This window comes from Winogradskyella helgolandensis (assembly GCF_013404085.1).
GTDB classification, from domain to species: Bacteria; Bacteroidota; Bacteroidia; order Flavobacteriales; family Flavobacteriaceae; genus Winogradskyella; species Winogradskyella helgolandensis.
Map to the genome: position 1 here is coordinate 2,794,225 of NZ_JABFHO010000001.1, position 20,655 is coordinate 2,814,879.

Here is a 20,655-nt window from a genome sequence, read left to right on the forward strand (position 1 = left end):
CGCCAAAAAAAGGTTAGACGCTTACTGTTATATAAGCATCTAACCTTTAATAAAATACGTGTGATTTTAGCTTAGGGAATATTTAATTCTTCCATGCAGGCTTTCATGGTTTTATAAGTGCGTTCAATATCGGCATCTAAACCAATTGAAAATCGAATTAAACCATCGCTTAAGCCCATGGCTTCTTGTTCCTCATCAGGGATTTCGGAAGAGGTAGAACTTCCTGGTGCGCTGAATAAGGTTTTGTAGAAGCCTAAACTCACGGCTAAATAGCCTAGGTTACGTTCTTGCATGAGTTCCATTAAGGCATTGGCCTTCTCTAATGTGCCTACATCAATGGTCATCATACCACCAAAACCATATTTTTCATTCATCATGGATTTGAATAAGTTATGCGATGGGTGAGAGGCTAAACCTGGATATACCGTTTTTAAACCGTCCTTTTCAAATCGTTCAGCTAAATAGGTCGCATTATAACTGTGTTGCATCATTCTAATATGCAAGGTTCTTAGATTTTTTAAAACCGAAGCCGAACGCAGACTATCCATCGTCGATCCTAATAGCATGGCAGCACCACTGTTGACGTTTCGTAAATCGTCTATGAGTTCTTGCGTACCACAAACCACTCCGCCAACGGTATCTGACGAGCCATTGATGAATTTGGTTAAACTGTGTACAACAATATCGGCACCCAAATTAATTGGTGAAATGGATAATGGAGAAAAGGTATTGTCCACCACTAATTTAAGGTTGTGTTTTTTTGCTAATTCAGCCAAACCCTTGATGTCTGCCACTTCTAATAATGGGTTACTAACAGACTCGCAATACAGCACTTTTGTTTTTGGGGTAATAGCGGCTTCAACAGTTTCTAACTTCGTGATGTCAACAAACGTGGTGTTGATACCCAAACGCGGTGTAAAGTTCTTTAAGAAGGCATAGGTTCCTCCGTAAATGGTTCTGCTGCTTACGACATGGTCTCCAGCATCACAAAGTTGCAAAATGACAGGTGTAATGGCTCCCATTCCAGAGGCGGTTACTGTTGCTGTTTCTGTACCTTCCATAGCCGCTAAGGCTTCGCCTAAGTATAAGTTAGACGGTGAGGAATGACGTGAGTATAAATAACAACCATCTGCATTCCCTTCAAAGGTGTCGAACATGGTTTTTGCCGATAAAAAGGTATAGGTTGATGAATCTGAAATGGATGGGTTGACACCACCAAATTCTCCAAAGTATTGTAGGTCTTGTATATTGTTTGCAGGTTTAAAAGTCATGTGTTTATTTTTATTGTTTTTAATGGTCACATGCAATTCGCTATTTACCATCTCTTTTAAGGCGATAAGATTTTGAATATGCTCGTGTCATAATAATTTTATTAAGTGTTTATGTATTTCAAATCTCGATATATTTAGATGATTAATCAATAGGTGCTTTGATTTATGGTTTAATAATCTACATAAGTTAATTTTAATAGATTTATTATCGCTAAATTTGAGTATTGTGTCATTATTTCCGAAAAAACAGCACTTATGATTTTTGATACCACAGACCGAAAACTTCTTTCTTTACTTCAAGCGGATAGTAAACAAACCAATAAAGCGTTATCACTTCAGTTAGATTTATCTGTAACTGCTGTTTATGAGCGCATTAGAAAACTTGAAAAGAGCGGCATTGTAAAGCAGTATGTTGCTTTGGTAGATAAAAGTAAAGTGCAAAAGGATTTTGTTGCTTTTTGCCATGTGAAATTGGTGCAACATTCACAAGAGTATGTGGTGATGTTTGAGCGTGAAGTGAATCAACTTAACGAGGTTTTAGAATGCTATCATCTTAGTGGTGATTATGATTATCTGCTCAAAGTTTTAGTAAAAGACATGAAAGCGTTTAGGGAGTTTATGGTTGAGAAATTAACAAAGATCAACCACATTGGGAGTACCCATAGTATGTTTATGATTAATGAAGTGAAGCATACCACAGCGATTTCACTTTAAAATTAGGCGTAATTCGTTGCATTTTGAGCGTGTTTCAATTTTGTTTTTCACAATAATTTTAAGCTTAAAAGCATTTATAATGTGTTAGTTGCGTTATTTATTTCCGTTTTGGAGTCGTTTTTGTTAAAAAGTTAGAGAATGTATTTATTTAAATTTTCTAATTTTACACTATGAAATACACTGAAATAAAGGATTTGTATAAGTATATTTTTAAATCCTATGACAAGCCATTTCTAAAAGAGCACATTGAAAAGTTTATGGAGCTCGACGAATATTTGCCTTATAGCTCTACGTTTTTTTGTGTCACTAATACACAAGATTTAACCTTTGAATATATTAGTAAAAATTTTACAACCTGCTTAGGTCTTGATGTTAATGATTTAAAGACCATGGGTATGCGTTACTTATGGAGTAGAATTCACCCAGAAGATATAGATGCTTGGTTAAATGCGCTAAACCGCTTAATGGAGTTTACACTTGGTGAGATTCCTGAAGAAAAGCGAAAGGACGCCAATTACACTTGGAATTTTAGACTAAAAAACAGTGATGATGTTTATGTTAATATCATTCAGAATACCACACCATTAGTCTTTGATACTGATGGTAAACCTATCATTGGATTAGCCCATTACACGGTTTTAGATCCTCATATAAAAATGGAAATAACCGCATCAGCTAAAATGCTAAATGCTAATAATGAATATGAAACCTTATTTTTTGATAACTTTTCGCAGAAATTATTGAATGACGGCATTAGTAATAGAGAGCGCGATATTATTAGGTTACTCGTGTTAAATCAATCCAGTAAAGAAATCTCTAAAAAGCTGAGTATTAGTCCACATACGGTAAATACTCACCGAAGAAATATATTGAAGAAACTTAATATTTCATCGACTGGCGAACTCATTGGTATGTTAAAGATGAATCAATTTCTGTTATAAAAGCGAAAAATACTTAATTTAAGTATTGCCAAGTCATATATTAATATGCAATTTTGTAGAGCTATAAATCAAGGGGAAAATAGGTCCATTTTTTTAATTGTACTAACAATTAAAAGTTTGGGCCTATTTCATATACAAGATTGTGGTTTATAACATTGCACGTCGATAAATGTCGTTACTTAATTATGGCCTACTTTAAATTAAAGAAATATGAGGATGTCTATCTTTTATTTATTTTAAAAGCAACCATTCTTACTATTTTTGCGTCTATTCAGGTAAAGGGTGTAATTTAACATCTATCAATTTCTAAAATCAAACACCGAATCATGAGCAAGAAAATTTTACTTACATTCTGTATTACCTTATTATTAGCATCATGTGCTAGTGTAAAAAAACACAATATACAAGTTACAACATTACATCCAGTAGAAGATTTACACGAAGACATAGACAAGGTTTATGAGCAACTGCAACGTCACCATCCGCATTTGTACCAGTTTACATCTAAGGAGGTTTTAGATTATAAATTTGATAGCTTAAAAAAAGCCATTGATGAACCAATGGATAGTAGGACACTTTACAAACAATTAGCAGCTGTAACTAAATATGTTGGTCAAGGCCATTTGTCATTATCTCCACCAAGTATTAAGTTTACTAAAAAAGAACGTCAAGCATTAAATAAATCTAAATTTGATATTAATAATTTAAATTTTGAATCCGTAGATGATAAACTCATTATTGTTAACGCTAGAGGTAATGACTCTATTTATGATAATGCCGAAGTTTTAAAAATTGAAGACGAAAAGGCTAAGGATTTAATTGATCGTTATAAAAAAATTATAGCTTCTGACGGTTACAATACCACCTTCTATAATAGATACACTGGGACGCGTTTTATGTCGTTATATGTAAAAGATAAAGGTCGTTTTGATAGCCTTACGTTTACCTTAAGAAATTTGGATTCTACATTCGTGAAAATGTATAAACGTGTTTTAGTAAAGGATACTACTGCACTTAAGAAAGATATGATTACATCAGATTCTTTAACGCCAAAACCGAAGCTTACTAAAGCTGAACGTAAAGCAAAAAAAACAGAAAATAAAGCTCGAAAAAAATATAATCAAATATACGGATATGACCGTGTTAAAGATGAATATGCGCGTAATTTAGACTTTATAGGTAAGGATAGTACAGTCGCCTTATTGAAAATTAGAGGATTTACATATGGCAACTATAAAGCTTTTTACGATGAGACTTTTAAAACCATAGATTCACTAAAAACGGAAACCTTAATTATTGATTTACGAAACAATTTTGGTGGAGGTTTAGATCAAATCACTTATTTATATTCATACCTCACCGATGACAATTTTAAGATGATTAATCCAAGTGAAGTGAATTCAAGAACTCCATTTCTAAAAAGTATGATTAGTAATTCACCTAACGTGATTAAAGGTGTTTTTGTTTTAGCGGCACCTGTAATTGCGACTTTAGAAGTTCTTAGAACAGAAAAAAAAGAGGGTGTTCTATATTACAAGCTTAGATCTTCTAAAGAGCAAGAGCCCAAACCTTTAAATTTTAAAGGTAAAATCTATGTCTTAATTAATGGGAATTCGTTTTCTGCATCCGCTGTCTTGTCAGCTAAATTGCATGGCAAAAAACGCGCTACTTTTGTAGGTGAAGAAACAGGGGGAGCTTACAACGGCACAGTTGCTGGTATGTATAAATTTTATAATTTACCACATACTAAAGTACGAGCTAGAATACCTCTAGTATATATGGGGCCTAATAATCAAACTCCGATTGACGGTTATGGTGTAAAACCAGATGTAGAAATTTTGCCAAGTTATAAGGATCGCTTGCAATCCGTTGATCCAGAATTAGAATGGATTTTGGAAGATATAGAAGAAAAGCATAAATAGTAGGCTTCAATAATGAGATTTAAAATTCGTAAATCATTAATCAAAATTGTACTTTTGCAGGCATTATATTTAATCAGATAAACACAATTCTTTATGAAATCATACGATGTAGCCATAATTGGTTCTGGACCTGGAGGTTATGTAGCAGCCATTCGTTGCGCACAATTAGGCATGAAAACAGCGATTATTGAAAAATATTCAACACTTGGTGGTACGTGCTTAAACGTAGGTTGTATTCCAAGTAAAGCCTTATTAAGTTCTTCACATCATTACGAAGAAGCTACTAAACATTTTGAAGATCATGGTATCGAAATTCCTGGCGAGATCAAAGTGAATCTCGAAAAGATGATTGGTCGTAAGCAAGCCGTTGTAGACCAAACGACTGGAGGTATTGATTTCTTAATGAAGAAAAATAACATCGATGTTTTTGAAGGCTTAGGATCTTTTATAGATGCGACACATATTAAGATAGAAGGGAAGGATGCGCAAGAGATTGAAGCAAAAAAGATCATTATTGCAACTGGATCTAAACCTTCAACATTACCTTTTATTACTTTAGATAAAGAACGCGTCATAACATCAACGGAAGCTTTAAAATTAAAAGAAATTCCAAAACATCTCATTATCATTGGTGGTGGAGTTATTGGTTTAGAGCTAGGACAAGTGTATCGTCGTTTAGGTGCTGAGGTGACTGTTATTGAATATATGGACCGAATTTTACCAACGATGGATGCTGGTTTGTCTAAAGAATTAAATAAAGTCTTTAAGAAAGCCAAATGCAAAATGATGTTGTCTCATAAAGTGCAGTCTGTAGAGCGCAATGGAGATGAGGTTATTGTAAAAGCTGAAAACAAAAAAGGTGAGGTTGTAGAATTTAAAGGCGATTACTGTTTAGTGTCTGTTGGTCGTAAACCATATACCGCTGGCTTAAATGCTGAAGCTGCAGGTGTAAAATTAAATGATAGAGGTCAAGTTGAAGTAAACGAACATTTACAAACATCTGCATCAAATATTTATGCGATTGGTGATGTTATTAAAGGAGCGATGTTAGCACACAAAGCGGAAGAAGAAGGTGTTTTTGTAGCTGAAACGATGGCAGGACAAAAACCACATATCGATTATAATTTAATTCCAGGAGTGGTTTATACATGGCCAGAAGTGGCTGCTGTTGGTAAAACAGAAGACCAATTAAAAGCAGATAATGTAGAGTATAAAGTGGGGCAGTTTCCATTTAGAGCTTTAGGTCGTGCAAGAGCCAGTGGAGATATCGATGGCTTTGTAAAAATCTTAGCCGATAAAACCACAGATGAAGTTTTAGGAGTTCATATGATTGGTGCACGTTGTGCCGATTTAATTGCAGAAGCTGTAACCGCTATGGAATTTAGAGCATCCGCAGAAGATATTTCACGCATGTCTCATGCACACCCAACATTTGCAGAAGCTGTAAAAGAAGCCGCTTTAGCAGCAACAGACGATAGAGCATTACACGTTTAGACTATAATATATGATAATAGAACCAAGAACTAGAGGGTTTATATGTTTAACATCGCACCCAACGGGATGTGAAAAAAATGTATTAGATCAGATAGACTATATAAAATCAAACCTAACAACTAATGGGCCTAAAAAGGTCTTAGTTATTGGAGCATCAACAGGCTTTGGCTTAGCATCAAGAATTACAAGTGCTTACGGCTCTAACGCTTCAACCATTGGAGTGTTTTTTGAAAAGCCACCTACTGAAGGGCGTCCAGCGTCACCAGGTTGGTATAACAGTGCTGCTTTTGAAACGCAAGCACATAAAGATGGCTTGTATGCTAAGAGTATTAATGGTGATGCATTTTCAAATGAAATTAAAGCACAAACTTTAAAATTGATTCAAGACGACTTAGGGAAGATTGATATGTTGATTTACAGTTTGGCGTCACCAGTAAGAACGCATCCAGATACCGGAGAGCGTTTTAAATCTGTTTTGAAACCTATTGGAGAAACATTTACTAATAATACGGTTGATTTTCATACAGGAGTCGTGAAAGAAATATCCATAGAACCATGTTCAGGTGATGATATTGACAATACGATTGCCGTAATGGGAGGTGAAGATTGGCAAATGTGGATTGACCTTTTAAAATCGGCTGATGTATTATCTGAAGATTTTAAAACGGTTGCTTACTCTTATATTGGCCCTTCATTAACCGAAGCTGTTTATAGAAAAGGAACGATTGGTCGTGCCAAAGATCATTTAGAAGCAACCGCTTTTAAAATTACGGATTCATTAAAAGACATTAACGGAAAAGGTTATGTGTCTGTAAATAAGGCTTTAGTAACGCAGGCGAGTTCTGCAATTCCGGTCATTCCATTATACATTTCATTGTTGTATAAGGTGATGAAAGAAGAAGGCATTCACGAGGGTTGTATAGAGCAAATAGAACGTTTATTTAACGAACGTTTATATGCTGAAGATTTACAATTAGATGCGCAAGGTAGAATCCGTGTGGACGATTGGGAAATGCGCGATGATATTCAAGCAAAAGTATTAGAGCTCTGGAAAGAAGCGACTACTGAAACCTTACCGGAAATTGGTGATTTAGAGGGTTATAAAACGGATTTCTTTAATCTCTTTGGTTTCGATGTTGAAGGTGTCGATTATGATAAAGATGTGGATGAAATGGTTGCGATTCCTGGATTGCAAGCTTAACATAATCTTATTTGAAAAGCGAACTTATTGAGTTCGCTTTTTTAATTTAATTACGTTGTAATGAAAAAGAAATTCTTCTACTTTTTATTTGTGATTTTTATTACTTGTTCACCTAAGTTAAAGAGTAAAATAGATAAAAATTATCCTCCACTTTCTGAGGATGAATTAGTGGTTGTTTTAGATATACACGATGGTCAAGCAATTATTGGAGACCTTATTGGGGTTGTACAAGCTAAAGACGGAGGTTTAGCAGTGAATTGCACCTATTATGAGAATATTCTTAACCTTAAGAACATGGCAAGAGCAGCTGGTGCCAATCTTATAAAAATAACGCAATATAAAACTCCTGATAATTGGAGCACATGTCATCGTTTACGCGCAACCATTTATAAGGTTGCAAATCCGAAGATTTATGAAACTGAAATCGAATGGAGTGCAAATAGAAAATTAACTTGGGATGATTTTAAAGGTGAGCCAGATGTCATTAATAATCCCAACACTTTAGCATTAACGCGTTCTGGTTTTGGTTACGAATCTGGTATTAATTTATTTAAGGAAGGTCAAATTTTTGTTCAAAGCGTATTTAGTACCCATGAGAGTTGGGTGGTTTCTAATGGACGAAATGACTATGTTTTGAGACATGAGCAAATTCACTTTGATATTACCGAAATTTATACTCGGAAATTAAGAAAAGAGTTAATAGATGCTAAGGTAACTAGTGAGAATCTTGTGCGAGCTAAGGCCATATTTGATAAGGTTTTTAACGAATTGAATGAACGTCAAAATAGATATGACAATGAAACCAAATATGGTGATAAAAAAGAAACTCAAGAACATTGGGAAGCCATTGTAGAAATTGAACTTGCAAAATATGATTTATATAAAAAATAAGGATTATAATTCGTGTAGCAAATCCTCAATCCTCATGCGGTTACTGTAATCGTGCTCATTAACATCTCTTACAAAGCAATACGCACTTATGTCGCCTGCGTTTACTTTTTCTGCTAAAACTTCAACTTTATATGGGCCAAACTCTTTAGATTTTTCGATGTAGTAGAATTCGTGATCATAGATAATAGTGCTCACTTTCTTTTTATATTTCTCTTTTAAGAAGTCTTGAATATCTTCAACCGAATTAATGTCATCGTCGTAGTTGGAAACGTTGATATACATAGCGAATTCTTCCTTGTTTTCATTATTAAGCACCAAGATATCATCATCTTTAAAAAACGCTTTTACCGTTATTTTTCCGTCTTCAGTTTCAATAGAAAAGCTATTCTGAATATTAATGTTCCAAGTCGTTTTAATGACATTGTCTTTCCTTGAAATTTCAAGAACATTATCGGCTTTAAATGTATAAATCGATTTCTTTTTAGAAATGCCATTCACTAATACCCAAGGCTTGTTTATAAAATGAGCATCGTGATGATGGTCATAATTAAATGGTTTTAAATTAGGAATAGTGTTGTGTAGGTAATCGTTCATTTAGTGTTTTTCAATACAAAAGCCGTTGCTATGTAACGTTAGGATTTGGGTATTTATTTCTTAAAACCTGAGTTTGATATAATATTTGTTTTCAGTTTGAATGAATTTTTATTCAATTCGCAGATATATTTTTGAAGGACTAACTCGTTAATTTAAAAAAATCATGTCAAGTATTGGAAAAAATTCATCAAATCCTGTGGAAAACCTAAAAAAATGCAATCTATTCGTATAAAATTATTGAAATATCTCGATATTACTTTAAATTTTATACTTCAAATCTCACCTTTTTTTAGGGTTCTGGAAATTAAATCTTATATCGAACTCAGGTTTAAAGTTAAAAATTTTCTAGACGTTTCAAAACTTCTTTCTTATAACTTCGACTAATGGAAAGCGCTTTCCGATTAACTGTAAGATGTTCATTTGTAAATGATTGAATTTTAGCAATACAAATAATATAAGATCTATGAATTCTTAAAAATTGAGTTTTAGGTAATTTAGCTTCTATAGCAGTTATGGTTTCTCTAGTAATTATCGTTTCATCTTGAAGATGGATTTTTATATAATCACTATAACTTTCAACATAAAAGATAGCAACAAAGTCTACCTTTATCATACGTCTATCTGAGCGAACAAATATAAAGTCGTTAGATTCTGTAATGGTTAAAGCATTATCAATTGATGCGGACGCGACTTCAAAAAAACGATTTACGGCTTGTAATATACGGTCAAAAGCAATTGGTTTTAAAAGATAATCTACAGCTTGTAAATCAAAACCTTCTACAGCGTAATCTCTATAGGCTGTGGTGAAAATGATTTTAATGTCTTTGTTTATAGCTTTTGCGAAAGCTATTCCTGAAATCTCAGGCATATTAATATCTAAAAATATTAAGTCTACCTTATTATTACTGATAAAATTAAAAGCTTCAATAGCATTTTTGCATTGTGCAATAACTTCTATGTTTTCAATTTTAGACAAATGAGAAGCGATAATCTCTCTTGCTATAATTTCGTCATCAACAATTATGGACGTAATAGATTTAGGCATCATCTCGTTTTAATTTTGGGTTTACTGTTAATGACACAACAAAATCATTTTCATGTAGATTAATATTTAGTTGGTGCTGATTTGGGTATAATAATTCTAAACGTTTTTTTATATTCTCTAAACCAATACCATCGCCAGAGCTTGATGCTTTAGTGTAACTGTTTTTAATGATGAATGTTATGTCATCAGCATTCGCTTCTATACTAATAGCAATATTTAAACTGCCATTCTTAATTTTGCCATGTTTAAAGCTGTTTTCAACAAAGGGAATTAACAGCATTGGAGCAATTTCAATAGTTTCTGAATGTATATTCTTTGAGAATTGCACATTCAAAGTATCATTAAATCGCATTTGCTCTAGACTAATATAATCTTCAATATGATTTATTTCATCATTTAAACTTACCAAAGGTTTATCTACTTGATATAAAAGGTAGTCTAATAAATTAGATAGTTTTAATATCATTTCTGGTGTTTCATCTGCTTTTTTTAAAGCAAAGCCATACATGGTATTAAGTGTGTTAAATAAAAAATGCGGATGGATTTGCATTTTTAAATACTTGAGTTCTTGTTCTTTTAATTTGAGTTGTGTTTCAAGAATTTTAGTTTCAAGGTTTTTGGTTTTTTTAGATGCTTCTATGTTTAGCTTCATAAGCTTAAAAGCGCTTACGATAAAGGTTACAAGATAGATACCTGTCATTACGAATAGAATATTTCTAGTCAATGGATTCATCTCATTGTAGTCGAAATTAGAAATATAAATCAGACTAAAAAAGATAGAAACCATTACCAAATAGGCCGAAATAATCAGGGTGTACAGACTATAAAGAACAAATAGCCAATACCGTTTTGTAATGAGGTAATCTGGTATTAATTTATAAATAGAAACATAAGTTGTGGCTATAGTAATAGGCATTAAAAACAATGAGAATATAAGCGTATCGTTAAAACTATTGCTGCCAACACCAAAAAAATAGGTGTAAAATAGGAGCACAGCACACCAAAACAGAACATGGAGTAATCCTTGACCAATTTTTTCTAAAATGAATTCCTTTTGAGGCATTTACAATAATCTTAATACAATAATACTGCATTTTTGTGCTGCATAAAGCGTTTATAGACGAATGACGGATTTAGTCATGGATTTAGCCATAGGTTTAATCGCGCGTTAAAACGGTTATTCGTCGCAATTGTAATTATTGAGTGCTTTTATAATTTAAGTTTGACCTATGTTTAATTTAATATCATCAATCATGAACGACCTATTAGTTTCAAATTATTTAATATTATCGAATCCATTTGTAGATCGATTTAACGAAGGAGGCCCTTTCTTTATGTCTCTAATTTTAATCTGTCTTTTATTGTCTATTTTTCTTTTAATAAAAGGTTTTGCCAATCTAAAAAAGCACAAAGAACAATCCGAAAAAATGCTGAAACTAACTGTAGACTCTAGTTTGTTAGGTTTGGTCTTAGGTTTTTTAGGTTCCGTTATTGGTTTAATAACCGCTTTTGATTCTGTTGAGGCTATGGGAAATCCTGATCCAGCAATTTTTGCAGGAGGATTAAAAGTATCTTTATTAACTGCAACATTTGGTTTGTTTTCATTCGTTATTGCTAGAATTGGTATTTTAATATTACGATCGAATTTAAAAGACAAAGTGAACGACTAATTTTCTACTCATAATTATTTGTAAAAAGTGAACTTAATAAAGTTCGCTTTTTTTATTTGTAGTGTTTTTATTCTGTAATTTTGTAAAAATTGATTTATGGAAGAATTAACGCTAACAACACCAGCACTTTTATTCTCAGCAATTTCGTTAATAATGCTTGCTTACACTAACCGGTTTTTAGCTTATGCTGCTATAATTCGAGATCTTAGTGAAAAGTACCTAAAACATCAAGACGCTTCTATTCTTAGACAAATTAAAAATTTAAAATTAAGAGTAAAATTAACGCGATATATGCAAATCGCAGGTATTAGTAGTTTGTTGTTTTGTGTTTTAACTATGTTTTTAATTTACATAAATTACCATATTGTTGCAGTTTGGTCTTTTGGTTTAGGTCTATTACTCCTCATTTTATCACTATTGTTTTTAATATGGGAAATCCAAATTTCAGCTAAAGCCTTACAACATCATTTAGGTGACATTGAAGATCATTTAAAAAAGTAGGAATTTTATTTAATAATAATGTGACCTCTTAAAAAAAGGAGTGTCTTAAGACCAATAACCAATTAATAATAGATTAAAAAATTACCTTGACTAAAGACGCTATTCATAACCTAACCGATGAAGCGCTTGTAGAAGCTATCGTAAAAACCAACGACACTATGTTGTTTGAGGTGCTGTACGACAGATATGCGAGTATGGTCTATAACAAATGTTATGGGTTTGCTAATGGTGTGGATGAAGCGAAAGATTTAACTCAAGATGTTTTTTTAAGAGTTTTTGTGAAATTAGGAAGTTTTAAAGGAAATTCTAAATTCTCAACATGGTTATACGCATTTACTTATAATCATTGTGTAAATTATGTCACCAGAAATACAGCGAAGAAGTTTGAGAAAAAATCTATTAGCTCTGAAATTATAGACATTGAGAATATAGGTGAAGATATTGATTCTACTCATGAATTTAAAAACATGAGGGTAGAGCAATTAAAAAAGGTTATGGAGTTAATTTCTCCAGACGAAAAAATGATTTTATTATTAAAATATCAAGATAATTTATCAATAAAAGAATTAGCTGAAGCTTTAGATATCGGAGAAAGCGCAGTAAAAATGCGATTAAAAAGAGCAAAAGATAAACTTGTACTTAAGTACACAAATTATACGAAAGATGGAGAATCCATTTAAGCAAATAGATCAACCTTTAAAGGAAGTTCCGGCGGAACTGAAAAGCAAAGTTATGCATGATATTGCTATGGCTAAGCTATTTATGGAGTTAGCTGAGCTATTTTCGTATAATCTAAGTTATATAATTGAAAGTGTAAGTAGTAAAAGAAAAAAGTAAACTAATATTTATAAAACCCTAAAATAAACCTTATTATAAATGGAAGATTCTAAAGAATTTATAACAGATATTTTGTCATCATCTTGGCCAATTTTATTAAAAATTGTGTTTGGTTTTATTGGTGTAATTGTGGCGTTATATCTCATAAAAGTGATCGTTAAAATAATCATAAAGCTTTTAAATTTGGCTAAAATTTATAGGTTAGACGCTAAGCTAAACGATATAGAAATAATAGAAGGTAAAAAATTGAAAATCGATTCAATTAAAATTATTTCAACCTTTATTAAATACATTTTATATGTTCTTTTAATAATGATAGCTTCTGAAACATTGGGCTTAGAGATCATATCAAATCAAATCAGTGATTTAATTTCTTATGCACCAAAGTTAATTTCAGCTGTATTAGTATTTGTTTTTGGTTTGCTTTTTGCAAATTTTGTAAAAAATGGTTTAAAATCACTATTTGAATCTATGGATATGTCTGGTGGTAAAGCCATCAGTCAAGTCGTGTTTTTCTTATTGCTGACATTTATTTCTGTTACAGCATTAAATCAAGCAGGAATAGATACAGAAATTATAAGTAATAATATTAATATGATTATCGCTGCTTTTTTACTTGCTTTCGCTATTGCGTTTGGTTTAGGAGCGAGGGAAGTGGTAGGTAAGTTATTGAATACGTTTTATGCTCGTAAGATTTATGAAGTAGGGCAAAAGATTGTTTTTAATGATGACATATATACAGTAGAGGCTGTACAAAGTATTTCAGTAATACTAAAAAATTCAAAAGGAAAACTTATTGTTCCTATTAAAGATATTGTCGAAAATCAAGTACAAATGCAGGATTAACTATGAGGTTAGGGTCATAGATTTTATGTTCAAATAAAATGCGATCCTGCATGTGCTTGAAGTATTTAAAACCCTTTTCATTAATTTGATTAGGGTTTTTATTTTTAATCAATAGTAGTCTAAAACCATTTGCTAAAAAGCGCTAGTCTAAGGTAAATATGAATTCTGTCATATTTCAAAGTAGAAAGTTAAAAAATAATTTTAGAATTGGAAGGTTAAATAGGATATAATCAATCTCCTTGTTGTTAAACGTCATTTGAAGATTTTAAACCATAAAATTGGTGATTACTTAGGTTTATGAGCACGAATAAAATCAGTAATCAAATAGGTGACTAATTTCCCAATTTGAATTTCGGTTTTTTCAGTAGGTGCAGCTTCACATATATGTAAATAGCTTGCATTAGAATGTTTACCTAAACCATTTACAAATTGCCTTGCTTGGGTTACACTAAATCCACTTGGTGTCATAGCACTGCTTGGTATGTTTCTGATGGCATCACAATCAATTTCGATTCCAAATTTTCTATTAGAAACATAATCTAATGCATATTTTATTTCAGATGAAAAGTCGAGTTCATTTCTAACTTCAATAGCCTCGTAAGTATTGTGTTTTATAGTTTTTACCTTCTTCATCTTTTTTAATAACGTTTCAGAAGTATAATTTTCGTGCAATCCAAAAATGAAATAGTTTTTCAAAAACCCTTCAGCAAAAGCATAACTAAATCCGTTGCCACTATGTCTACCTTCTTCTGCTCTAAAATCAGAATGTGCATCAAAATTAACAACATTTATTTTGCCGTTGTTTGCTAAAGCACAGCCTTTAATATTACCATAAGCATTGTTGTGACCACCTCCTATAATAATAGGAGTTTTCCCTGCTTTAATAATAGACGAAACTAGATAGGTGACATCTTTATCTATAATTCCTACAAGATTTCTAATTTTGGATATTTGTTTCTTTTTTGATAGATCTACATCAACTAAAGCGTTGCGCTGCTCAGTATAATCTAACTGTCCAAGTACTAAAACCCGTTTTGCAGATGTAAACTCATTACTCTGTATATTTAACAAAACTTTTAGAGTAGCATCCCAAGCTTTGTAAGATCCTGATTTCCCGTAGTTTGCTGTGATTCCAATATCCTCCTTAATTCCAAATACAACATAGTCAACATCTAAATTAACAATATCATCGTATATCTTAGTGAGGTTAGGGATTAGCTGAATATGTTCTCCAAATTTTGTTTCACCTTTACGTTTCGTTAAAAGTTGTTGTTTTTCTTTTTCTGTAAATACTATGAGATGCTCCATTTGGATAAATAATTAGAATAATAGATTAAAAGTACATTTTTATTTAATTACTTTGGCCTCATATAACGATTAATAAAACAAGAATTAACAATACTTAAAACCAAATAACTTATGGAAGGTTCAAAAAAATCAAGCACAGGATTAAAAGTAGGATTAGGCATATTATTAGTATTATTTTTAGTAACCGCTTTCTACACCTCTAAACTTTACAGTGAAAAGCAAGAGAATGAAAAATTATTAGTGAGTGAAAAGAATCAAGTCATGAACGATCTTAATAACATGGCAAAAGATTACGATGAAGCTATTGCTGAAAGTGAGGTTAAAAATCAAGATTTAATTGCTGCAAGAGAGCGTATTCAAGGTTTAATGGATTCTTTAAAAATATCTCAAAATAGCGTTGGTAGTTTATGGAACTACAAAAAGAAATATATGGCGTTACAAGAAGAAATGGACGTTTTATTAACAGAAAATGATCGTTTAAAAGGGGAGAATCAATACTTAGCCTCTTCTTTAGATAGTACACAAGTTCAATTAGCTGAACGTACTATGTTTACCGATTCATTATTAGTTCAAAACACACAATTATCTACTGTTGTTAGAGATGCTGCTGCATTACAGGCTGTTGGTTTAGTAGGAATGGGTGTCATTGAAAGAAATAGTGGTAAACAAATACCAACTGAGCGTGCTACCCGAAGTGATAAGATTAAAGTTTGCTTTACTGTCGCTAAAAATATGTTAGCAGAAGCTGGTGATAAAGAGCTATACGTTCAAGTTATTGACCCTAAGAATAATGTATTAGGCTCTAATGATCAGATTGAATTTGAAAATGAAGAAGTATTAAACTATAGTTTAATTAGTAGATTTAATTATGAAAATAGAAACTTAAATATTTGTGAATATATAAACGAATTGAAAGATTCAAAATTTGAGAAAGGACGTTATAAAGTTAATGTATTTAGTGATAAAGCGTTGGTTTCTTCTTCTGAATTTGAATTGAAGTAAATAAGAAACATTATATTAATCCATAATAAAAAAATCCAGAAGCAAACTTCTGGATTTTTTTATTATAATAATTGACCATTAACAATCACTTGTTCAATAGGGTTATGAGCAAATGCATAGGGTATTTCACTATAATGATTCATAGGTTTTGTGATAATAATATTTGCTTTTTTTCCACGGGTAATACTTCCGTACATATTACTAATTCCCATGGCATAGGCGCCATTTACAGTTGCAGCGTTTATCGCTTCTTCAGGAGTTAGTTTTAATTTTACACAAGCAGCACTCACTATAAAATTCATATTTCCACTTGGTGCAGAACCAGGATTATAATCAGTTGCAATGGCTAAAGGCAAACCTGCGTCAATAATTTTACGAGCTTGTGTATACGGAATACTTAAAAAATAGGAACAACCTGGTAAGGCAACAGGAATCGTGTTACTTCCTTTTAATGCTTTAATATCCTCATCGTTTATTTCTTCTAAGTGATCCACAGATAAAGCATTGTGTTTTACACCAAGCGCTATACCTCCTAAAATATTAAATTGATTAACGTGAATTTTGGGTTGTAAATTGAATTTCTTTCCAGCTTCTAAAATCGCATCGGTATCTTTAATGTCAAAATAGCCTTCTTCACAAAACACATCTACAAAATTCGTGATATGTAGTTCTGCAGCTTTCGGAATTAATTCTTCTGTGATATAGTTAATGTAATCTTGCTTATTTGATTTATATTCTTCGGGAATAGCATGAGCAGCCAATAATGTTGGAATGATTATCGCTAAACTTTCCTGTTTCATACGTTTTATAACCCTGAGCATTTTTAATTCAGCTTCAACCGTTAGTCCGTAACCTGTTTTAATTTCAACAGCTCCGGTTCCCATAGCTATAAGTTCATTTAATCTTTTTATAGATTGTTCAAATAGCTCGTCTTCAGAAGTGTCTTGAAGTTTTTTGGCCGAATTTAAAATACCACCACCTTTATTAGCGATATCTGCATAGGATAAGCCATTTATTCTATCTACAAATTCCGACGTTCTATCACCAGCATACACAATATGTGTATGTGAATCGCACCAGGACGGTAAAACTAATTTACTGGTTGCATCAATAATAGTTTCGGCATCAAACCCTTCACAATCAGTCATGTTGCCATATTCAATAATAGTATCATTTTCTATGTAGAGGTACGCGTTTTCTATGACAGGTAAATTGTTCATATCACTACCTTTTAGGATAGTAGTATTATGTTCATGAACTTGAATGAGTTGTTTAATATTAGTAATTAGTAGAGACATATGAGTTGCTATTTTTGTAAATATTGCGATTTTTTTAAACAAAAAAAAACGCTAGTATAAATATACAAGCGTTTTAGATATTTTAAAGCGTAATTTTTTATTCTTTTATGAATTTTGAGGTTATTTTATTATTCAATTTAATCGTGTATAAACCACTTGCTAATGTTGAAACATTTAATGACTCTCCATGTAATAATGTATTTTCTAATACTATTTTTCCAATAGTATCATAAACAACGACTTCTATACTTTCAGAATTATAACCATTAATATGTAATTGATCTGTTGCAGGATTTGGATACATACTTAGAGTTGATAATTCAGACTCACTAATGCTTAATGCATTAAGTTTATTTTCTATCCAATCAACAGTATCTGATTGATTACCGACAACAGCAATATCGATATCGGAATCACCATCAAAATCTGCCACAGCGATATCTAGCATTTGACTACCATTATCAATTATTAATTGATTTGTTGTACTTGGTGAAGCATTCGCTGCTCCTTTAAACCATATAATAGCATCATCAGCATTGCCATAATCTGTTACTATAACATCATTTAATCCATCTTCATCCATATCGGCTATAATCATCGCTGCAGGATTGGATATGATACTGGAGTTAGAGATAATTGTTCCTGTAGATGTTCCATTTACGACTTTATCAAACCATTCCACATCACCATAATAATCTAATTTTACGGCATCCATATTTCCATCGTTATTCACATCTGCGAATTTTACAGCATATAAGTAACCATTGCCAGTATCAACAGACTGTGTATCTTTAATCCAAGAAACTGTAGAGCTAGGATCAGGATCTGTGCCATCATATTGATTATAATAAATTTCTATGTTACCGGCAAAAAAACCGACTAACACATCTAAATCACCATCAGCATCAAAGTCAGCAATGTCTACGTAGTAAGGATAATTTGTAGAACCATTTTCTACATCAGATTCTGCCGTAAAATTACCAGAACCATCACCAGAATACCATTGCGTTCTATTGTTATCATAAGAAGGAGCTACGAGGTCAATATGCCCATCATTATTTATGTCTCCAGCAACTACTTGTCCTGGGCCACTAATGGCACTATCTACAGAAACTTCAGTATAGCTATAGGTACCATCCATGCTTGTAGCACTTAGATAATAGACTAATTTATTTTGGTTCACCGAAGTGGCTATTATATCCATAGCACCATCTTCATTAATATCGGCTAATGTTAATCCATCTACCCATTGAATGGTTGATGACACGGTGATTTCAGTTGAGAAATTACCGATTCCATCATTCAAATAGCATTTAATATAATCTTGGTTTGGAGTACCACCATTGTAGTCATAGGTAGCCATTACAATATCTATATATCCATCGCCATTAATATCGCCTGTTTCAATTTCATAAGGTTCATCTCCAGTGTCCGGATCCACATTAGTTAAAACCCAGTCTTGAGCGTAATTTAGATTGCAGCTAATAGCAAAAATTAAAAATACGAGTAGTTTTTGTTTCATAATCATTTTAGTTTAGATATGCTAATATACTAAAAAATCGACGAAATGTGTATTTCGTCGATTTTTTAGTCGTTTAGACGTTATTTAAGAGTTCCTACCATATTTTCTGGTTTTACCCATTCGTCATAATCTTCAGCAGAAACATAGCCTAAGTTTACAGCTTCTTCTTTTAGAGTCGTGCCGTTTTTATGTGCTGTATTTGCAATTTCAGCCGCTTTATAATAACCTATTTTAGTATTTAAAGCTGTTACTAACATTAATGAGTTGTTTAATAACTCTTTAATGACTTGGTGGTTTGGTTCGATTCCACTTACGCAATGTTCTTCAAAACTTACACAAGCATCACCAATTAACTGCGCCGATTGTAAAATGTTTGCAGCCATCATTGGTTTAAAAACGTTAAGCTCATAATGGCCTTGCGTTCCACCAACTGAAATAGCAACATCGTTACCCATAACTTGTGCACACACCATAGTTAATGCTTCACATTGTGTTGGATTTACTTTCCCTGGCATTATTGAACTACCTGGTTCGTTTGCCGGAATTATAATTTCACCGATTCCAGAACGAGGACCAGAAGCCATCATTCTAATATCGTTGGCTATTTTGTTTAATGACACTGCTAATAATTTTAAAGCTCCATGTGTTTCTACAATAGCGTCATGTGCTGCTAAAGCTTCAAATTTATTCTCGGCAGTAACAAAAGGTAAACCTGTAAATTCAGCAATGTATTTGGCGACTAAAACATCATAACCTTCTGGTGTATTCATTCCTGTTCCTACAGCAGTACCACCTAAAGCGAGTTCACTTAAATGATGTAACGTATGTTGTAATGCTTTTAGTCCATGATCTAATTGAGACACATAACCAGAAAATTCCTGACCTAAAGTTAATGGAGTCGCATCCATTAGATGTGTACGACCAATCTTAACAACGGTTTTAAATTCTAAAGATTTTTTATGTAATGTATTTCGTAATTGAATAATTCCTGGAATTGTAGTTTCTACAACTTTTTTATAAGCTGCAATGTGCATTCCGGTTGGAAAAGTATCATTAGATGACTGTGATTTATTAACGTCATCATTTGGTTGAATTGTTTTTTCTCCTTCACCAACCACTTGTCCTGCAATTTGATGTGCTCGGTTAGCGACCACTTCATTAACGTTCATGTTACTCTGCGTACCAGAACCTGTTTGCCAAATCACTAAAGGAAATTGATCATTGTGTTTACCTTCTAATATTTCATCACAAACTTGTGCAATTAAATCGCGTTTTTCTTTAGATAACACTTCTAATTCACAGTTGGTATAAGCTGCTGCTTTTTTAAGATAAGCAAAACCATAAACGATTTCTAAAGGCATTGATGCAGATGCTCCAATTTTAAAATTATTACGAGAGCGTTCTGTTTGTGCTCCCCAAAGTTTGTTGGCAGGTACTTTAACCTCACCCATGGTGTCTTTTTCTATTCTGTAATTCATGTGTACTAATATTTGATGTACTACAAATTTAACGGTTTTGTAAGTTTTAATTGATTTAAAAGGAGGTTTTATTTGAACAGGTTTTAACTAAAATAGTTAATAAGTATTAGATTTATTTTT

General features: G+C 32.4%; 19 protein-coding genes. 11 read left to right on the forward strand and 8 right to left on the reverse strand.

The window, feature by feature from the left end; all coding sequences use genetic code 11:
* Positions 1-71 precede the first annotated feature (71 nt).
* Positions 72-1,271: an aminotransferase class I/II-fold pyridoxal phosphate-dependent enzyme gene (locus HM992_RS11745; RefSeq protein ID WP_179319801.1), complete on the reverse strand. Its 1,200-nt coding sequence runs from the start codon at positions 1,269-1,271 to the stop codon at positions 72-74.
* Positions 1,272-1,526: 255 nt separating this feature from the next.
* Between HM992_RS11745 and HM992_RS11750 the strand changes: the two genes are divergently transcribed.
* The 6 genes from HM992_RS11750 to HM992_RS11775 all read left to right on the forward strand — a co-directional run bounded on the left by HM992_RS11750 (position 1,527) and on the right by HM992_RS11775 (position 8,434).
* A complete protein-coding gene (locus tag HM992_RS11750; protein WP_178985174.1) occupies positions 1,527-1,985 on the forward strand; it encodes an Lrp/AsnC family transcriptional regulator in 459 nt (152 codons plus the stop codon).
* Positions 1,986-2,155: 170 nt separating this feature from the next.
* Positions 2,156-2,926 (forward strand): LuxR C-terminal-related transcriptional regulator, encoded by a 771-nt coding sequence (locus HM992_RS11755; RefSeq protein WP_179319802.1) that lies wholly within the window; start codon positions 2,156-2,158, stop codon positions 2,924-2,926.
* Between the two features lie 326 nt (positions 2,927-3,252).
* Complete coding sequence (locus HM992_RS11760; protein ID WP_179319803.1) at positions 3,253-4,848, forward strand: S41 family peptidase; 1,596 nt, start codon at positions 3,253-3,255, stop codon at positions 4,846-4,848.
* A gap of 93 nt (positions 4,849-4,941) precedes the next feature.
* Positions 4,942-6,342: a dihydrolipoyl dehydrogenase gene (lpdA, locus tag HM992_RS11765; RefSeq protein WP_179319804.1), complete on the forward strand. Its 1,401-nt coding sequence runs from the start codon at positions 4,942-4,944 to the stop codon at positions 6,340-6,342.
* 10 nt (positions 6,343-6,352) lie between these two features.
* Positions 6,353-7,543 (forward strand): enoyl-ACP reductase FabV, encoded by a 1,191-nt coding sequence (gene fabV, locus HM992_RS11770; protein WP_179319805.1) that lies wholly within the window; start codon positions 6,353-6,355, stop codon positions 7,541-7,543.
* Between the two features lie 60 nt (positions 7,544-7,603).
* Complete coding sequence (locus HM992_RS11775; RefSeq protein WP_179319806.1) at positions 7,604-8,434, forward strand: DUF922 domain-containing protein; 831 nt, start codon at positions 7,604-7,606, stop codon at positions 8,432-8,434.
* Positions 8,435-8,437: 3 nt separating this feature from the next.
* Here the strand turns inward: HM992_RS11775 and HM992_RS11780 are convergent, their stop codons facing one another.
* The 3 genes from HM992_RS11780 to HM992_RS11790 all read right to left on the reverse strand — a co-directional run bounded on the left by HM992_RS11780 (position 8,438) and on the right by HM992_RS11790 (position 11,136).
* Positions 8,438-9,028 (reverse strand): hypothetical protein, encoded by a 591-nt coding sequence (locus HM992_RS11780; RefSeq protein WP_179319807.1) that lies wholly within the window; start codon positions 9,026-9,028, stop codon positions 8,438-8,440.
* A 334-nt stretch (positions 9,029-9,362) separates the two neighbouring features.
* Complete coding sequence (locus HM992_RS11785) at positions 9,363-10,076, reverse strand: LytR/AlgR family response regulator transcription factor (protein WP_449658195.1); 714 nt, start codon at positions 10,074-10,076, stop codon at positions 9,363-9,365.
* Positions 10,066-11,136 (reverse strand): sensor histidine kinase, encoded by a 1,071-nt coding sequence (locus HM992_RS11790; protein WP_179319808.1) that lies wholly within the window; start codon positions 11,134-11,136, stop codon positions 10,066-10,068. Before HM992_RS11790 ends, HM992_RS11785 begins: the two co-directional genes overlap by 11 nt.
* 190 nt (positions 11,137-11,326) lie before the next feature.
* Between HM992_RS11790 and HM992_RS11795 the strand changes: the two genes are divergently transcribed.
* The 4 genes from HM992_RS11795 (at position 11,327) to HM992_RS11810 (ending at position 13,927) form a co-directional block, all read left to right on the forward strand.
* Complete coding sequence (locus HM992_RS11795) at positions 11,327-11,743, forward strand: MotA/TolQ/ExbB proton channel family protein (RefSeq protein WP_229720488.1); 417 nt, start codon at positions 11,327-11,329, stop codon at positions 11,741-11,743.
* A 96-nt stretch (positions 11,744-11,839) separates the two neighbouring features.
* Positions 11,840-12,244, forward strand: coding sequence for a DUF2721 domain-containing protein (locus HM992_RS11800; protein ID WP_178985182.1), 405 nt, complete (start codon positions 11,840-11,842; stop codon positions 12,242-12,244).
* A gap of 86 nt (positions 12,245-12,330) precedes the next feature.
* Positions 12,331-12,924, forward strand: a complete 594-nt coding sequence (locus tag HM992_RS11805; protein WP_178985183.1) for an RNA polymerase sigma factor — start codon at positions 12,331-12,333, stop codon at positions 12,922-12,924.
* A gap of 196 nt (positions 12,925-13,120) precedes the next feature.
* Positions 13,121-13,927, forward strand: a complete 807-nt coding sequence (locus HM992_RS11810) for a mechanosensitive ion channel family protein (protein WP_178985185.1) — start codon at positions 13,121-13,123, stop codon at positions 13,925-13,927.
* Positions 13,928-14,212: 285 nt separating this feature from the next.
* On the opposite strand, the gene HM992_RS11815 is transcribed toward HM992_RS11810, so the two are convergent.
* Positions 14,213-15,235, reverse strand: a complete 1,023-nt coding sequence (locus HM992_RS11815; RefSeq protein ID WP_179319809.1) for a formimidoylglutamase — start codon at positions 15,233-15,235, stop codon at positions 14,213-14,215.
* 111 nt (positions 15,236-15,346) lie between these two features.
* Between HM992_RS11815 and HM992_RS11820 the strand changes: the two genes are divergently transcribed.
* The gene (locus HM992_RS11820; protein WP_178985187.1) at positions 15,347-16,237 is read left to right on the forward strand and encodes a chromosome partitioning protein ParA; all 891 of its coding nucleotides are present in this window, start codon (positions 15,347-15,349) and stop codon (positions 16,235-16,237) included.
* Positions 16,238-16,299: 62 nt separating this feature from the next.
* Here the strand turns inward: HM992_RS11820 and hutI are convergent, their stop codons facing one another.
* From hutI to fumC, 3 genes are all read right to left on the reverse strand, one after another.
* On the reverse strand, positions 16,300-17,535 hold the full coding sequence (hutI, locus tag HM992_RS11825; protein WP_179319810.1) for an imidazolonepropionase: 1,236 nt from the start codon (positions 17,533-17,535) through the stop codon (positions 16,300-16,302).
* Between the two features lie 97 nt (positions 17,536-17,632).
* On the reverse strand, positions 17,633-19,057 hold the full coding sequence (locus tag HM992_RS11830) for a T9SS type A sorting domain-containing protein (protein ID WP_179319811.1): 1,425 nt from the start codon (positions 19,055-19,057) through the stop codon (positions 17,633-17,635).
* An 80-nt stretch (positions 19,058-19,137) separates the two neighbouring features.
* A complete protein-coding gene (fumC, locus tag HM992_RS11835) occupies positions 19,138-20,535 on the reverse strand; it encodes a class II fumarate hydratase (RefSeq protein ID WP_179319812.1) in 1,398 nt (465 codons plus the stop codon).
* Positions 20,536-20,655 lie beyond the last annotated feature (120 nt).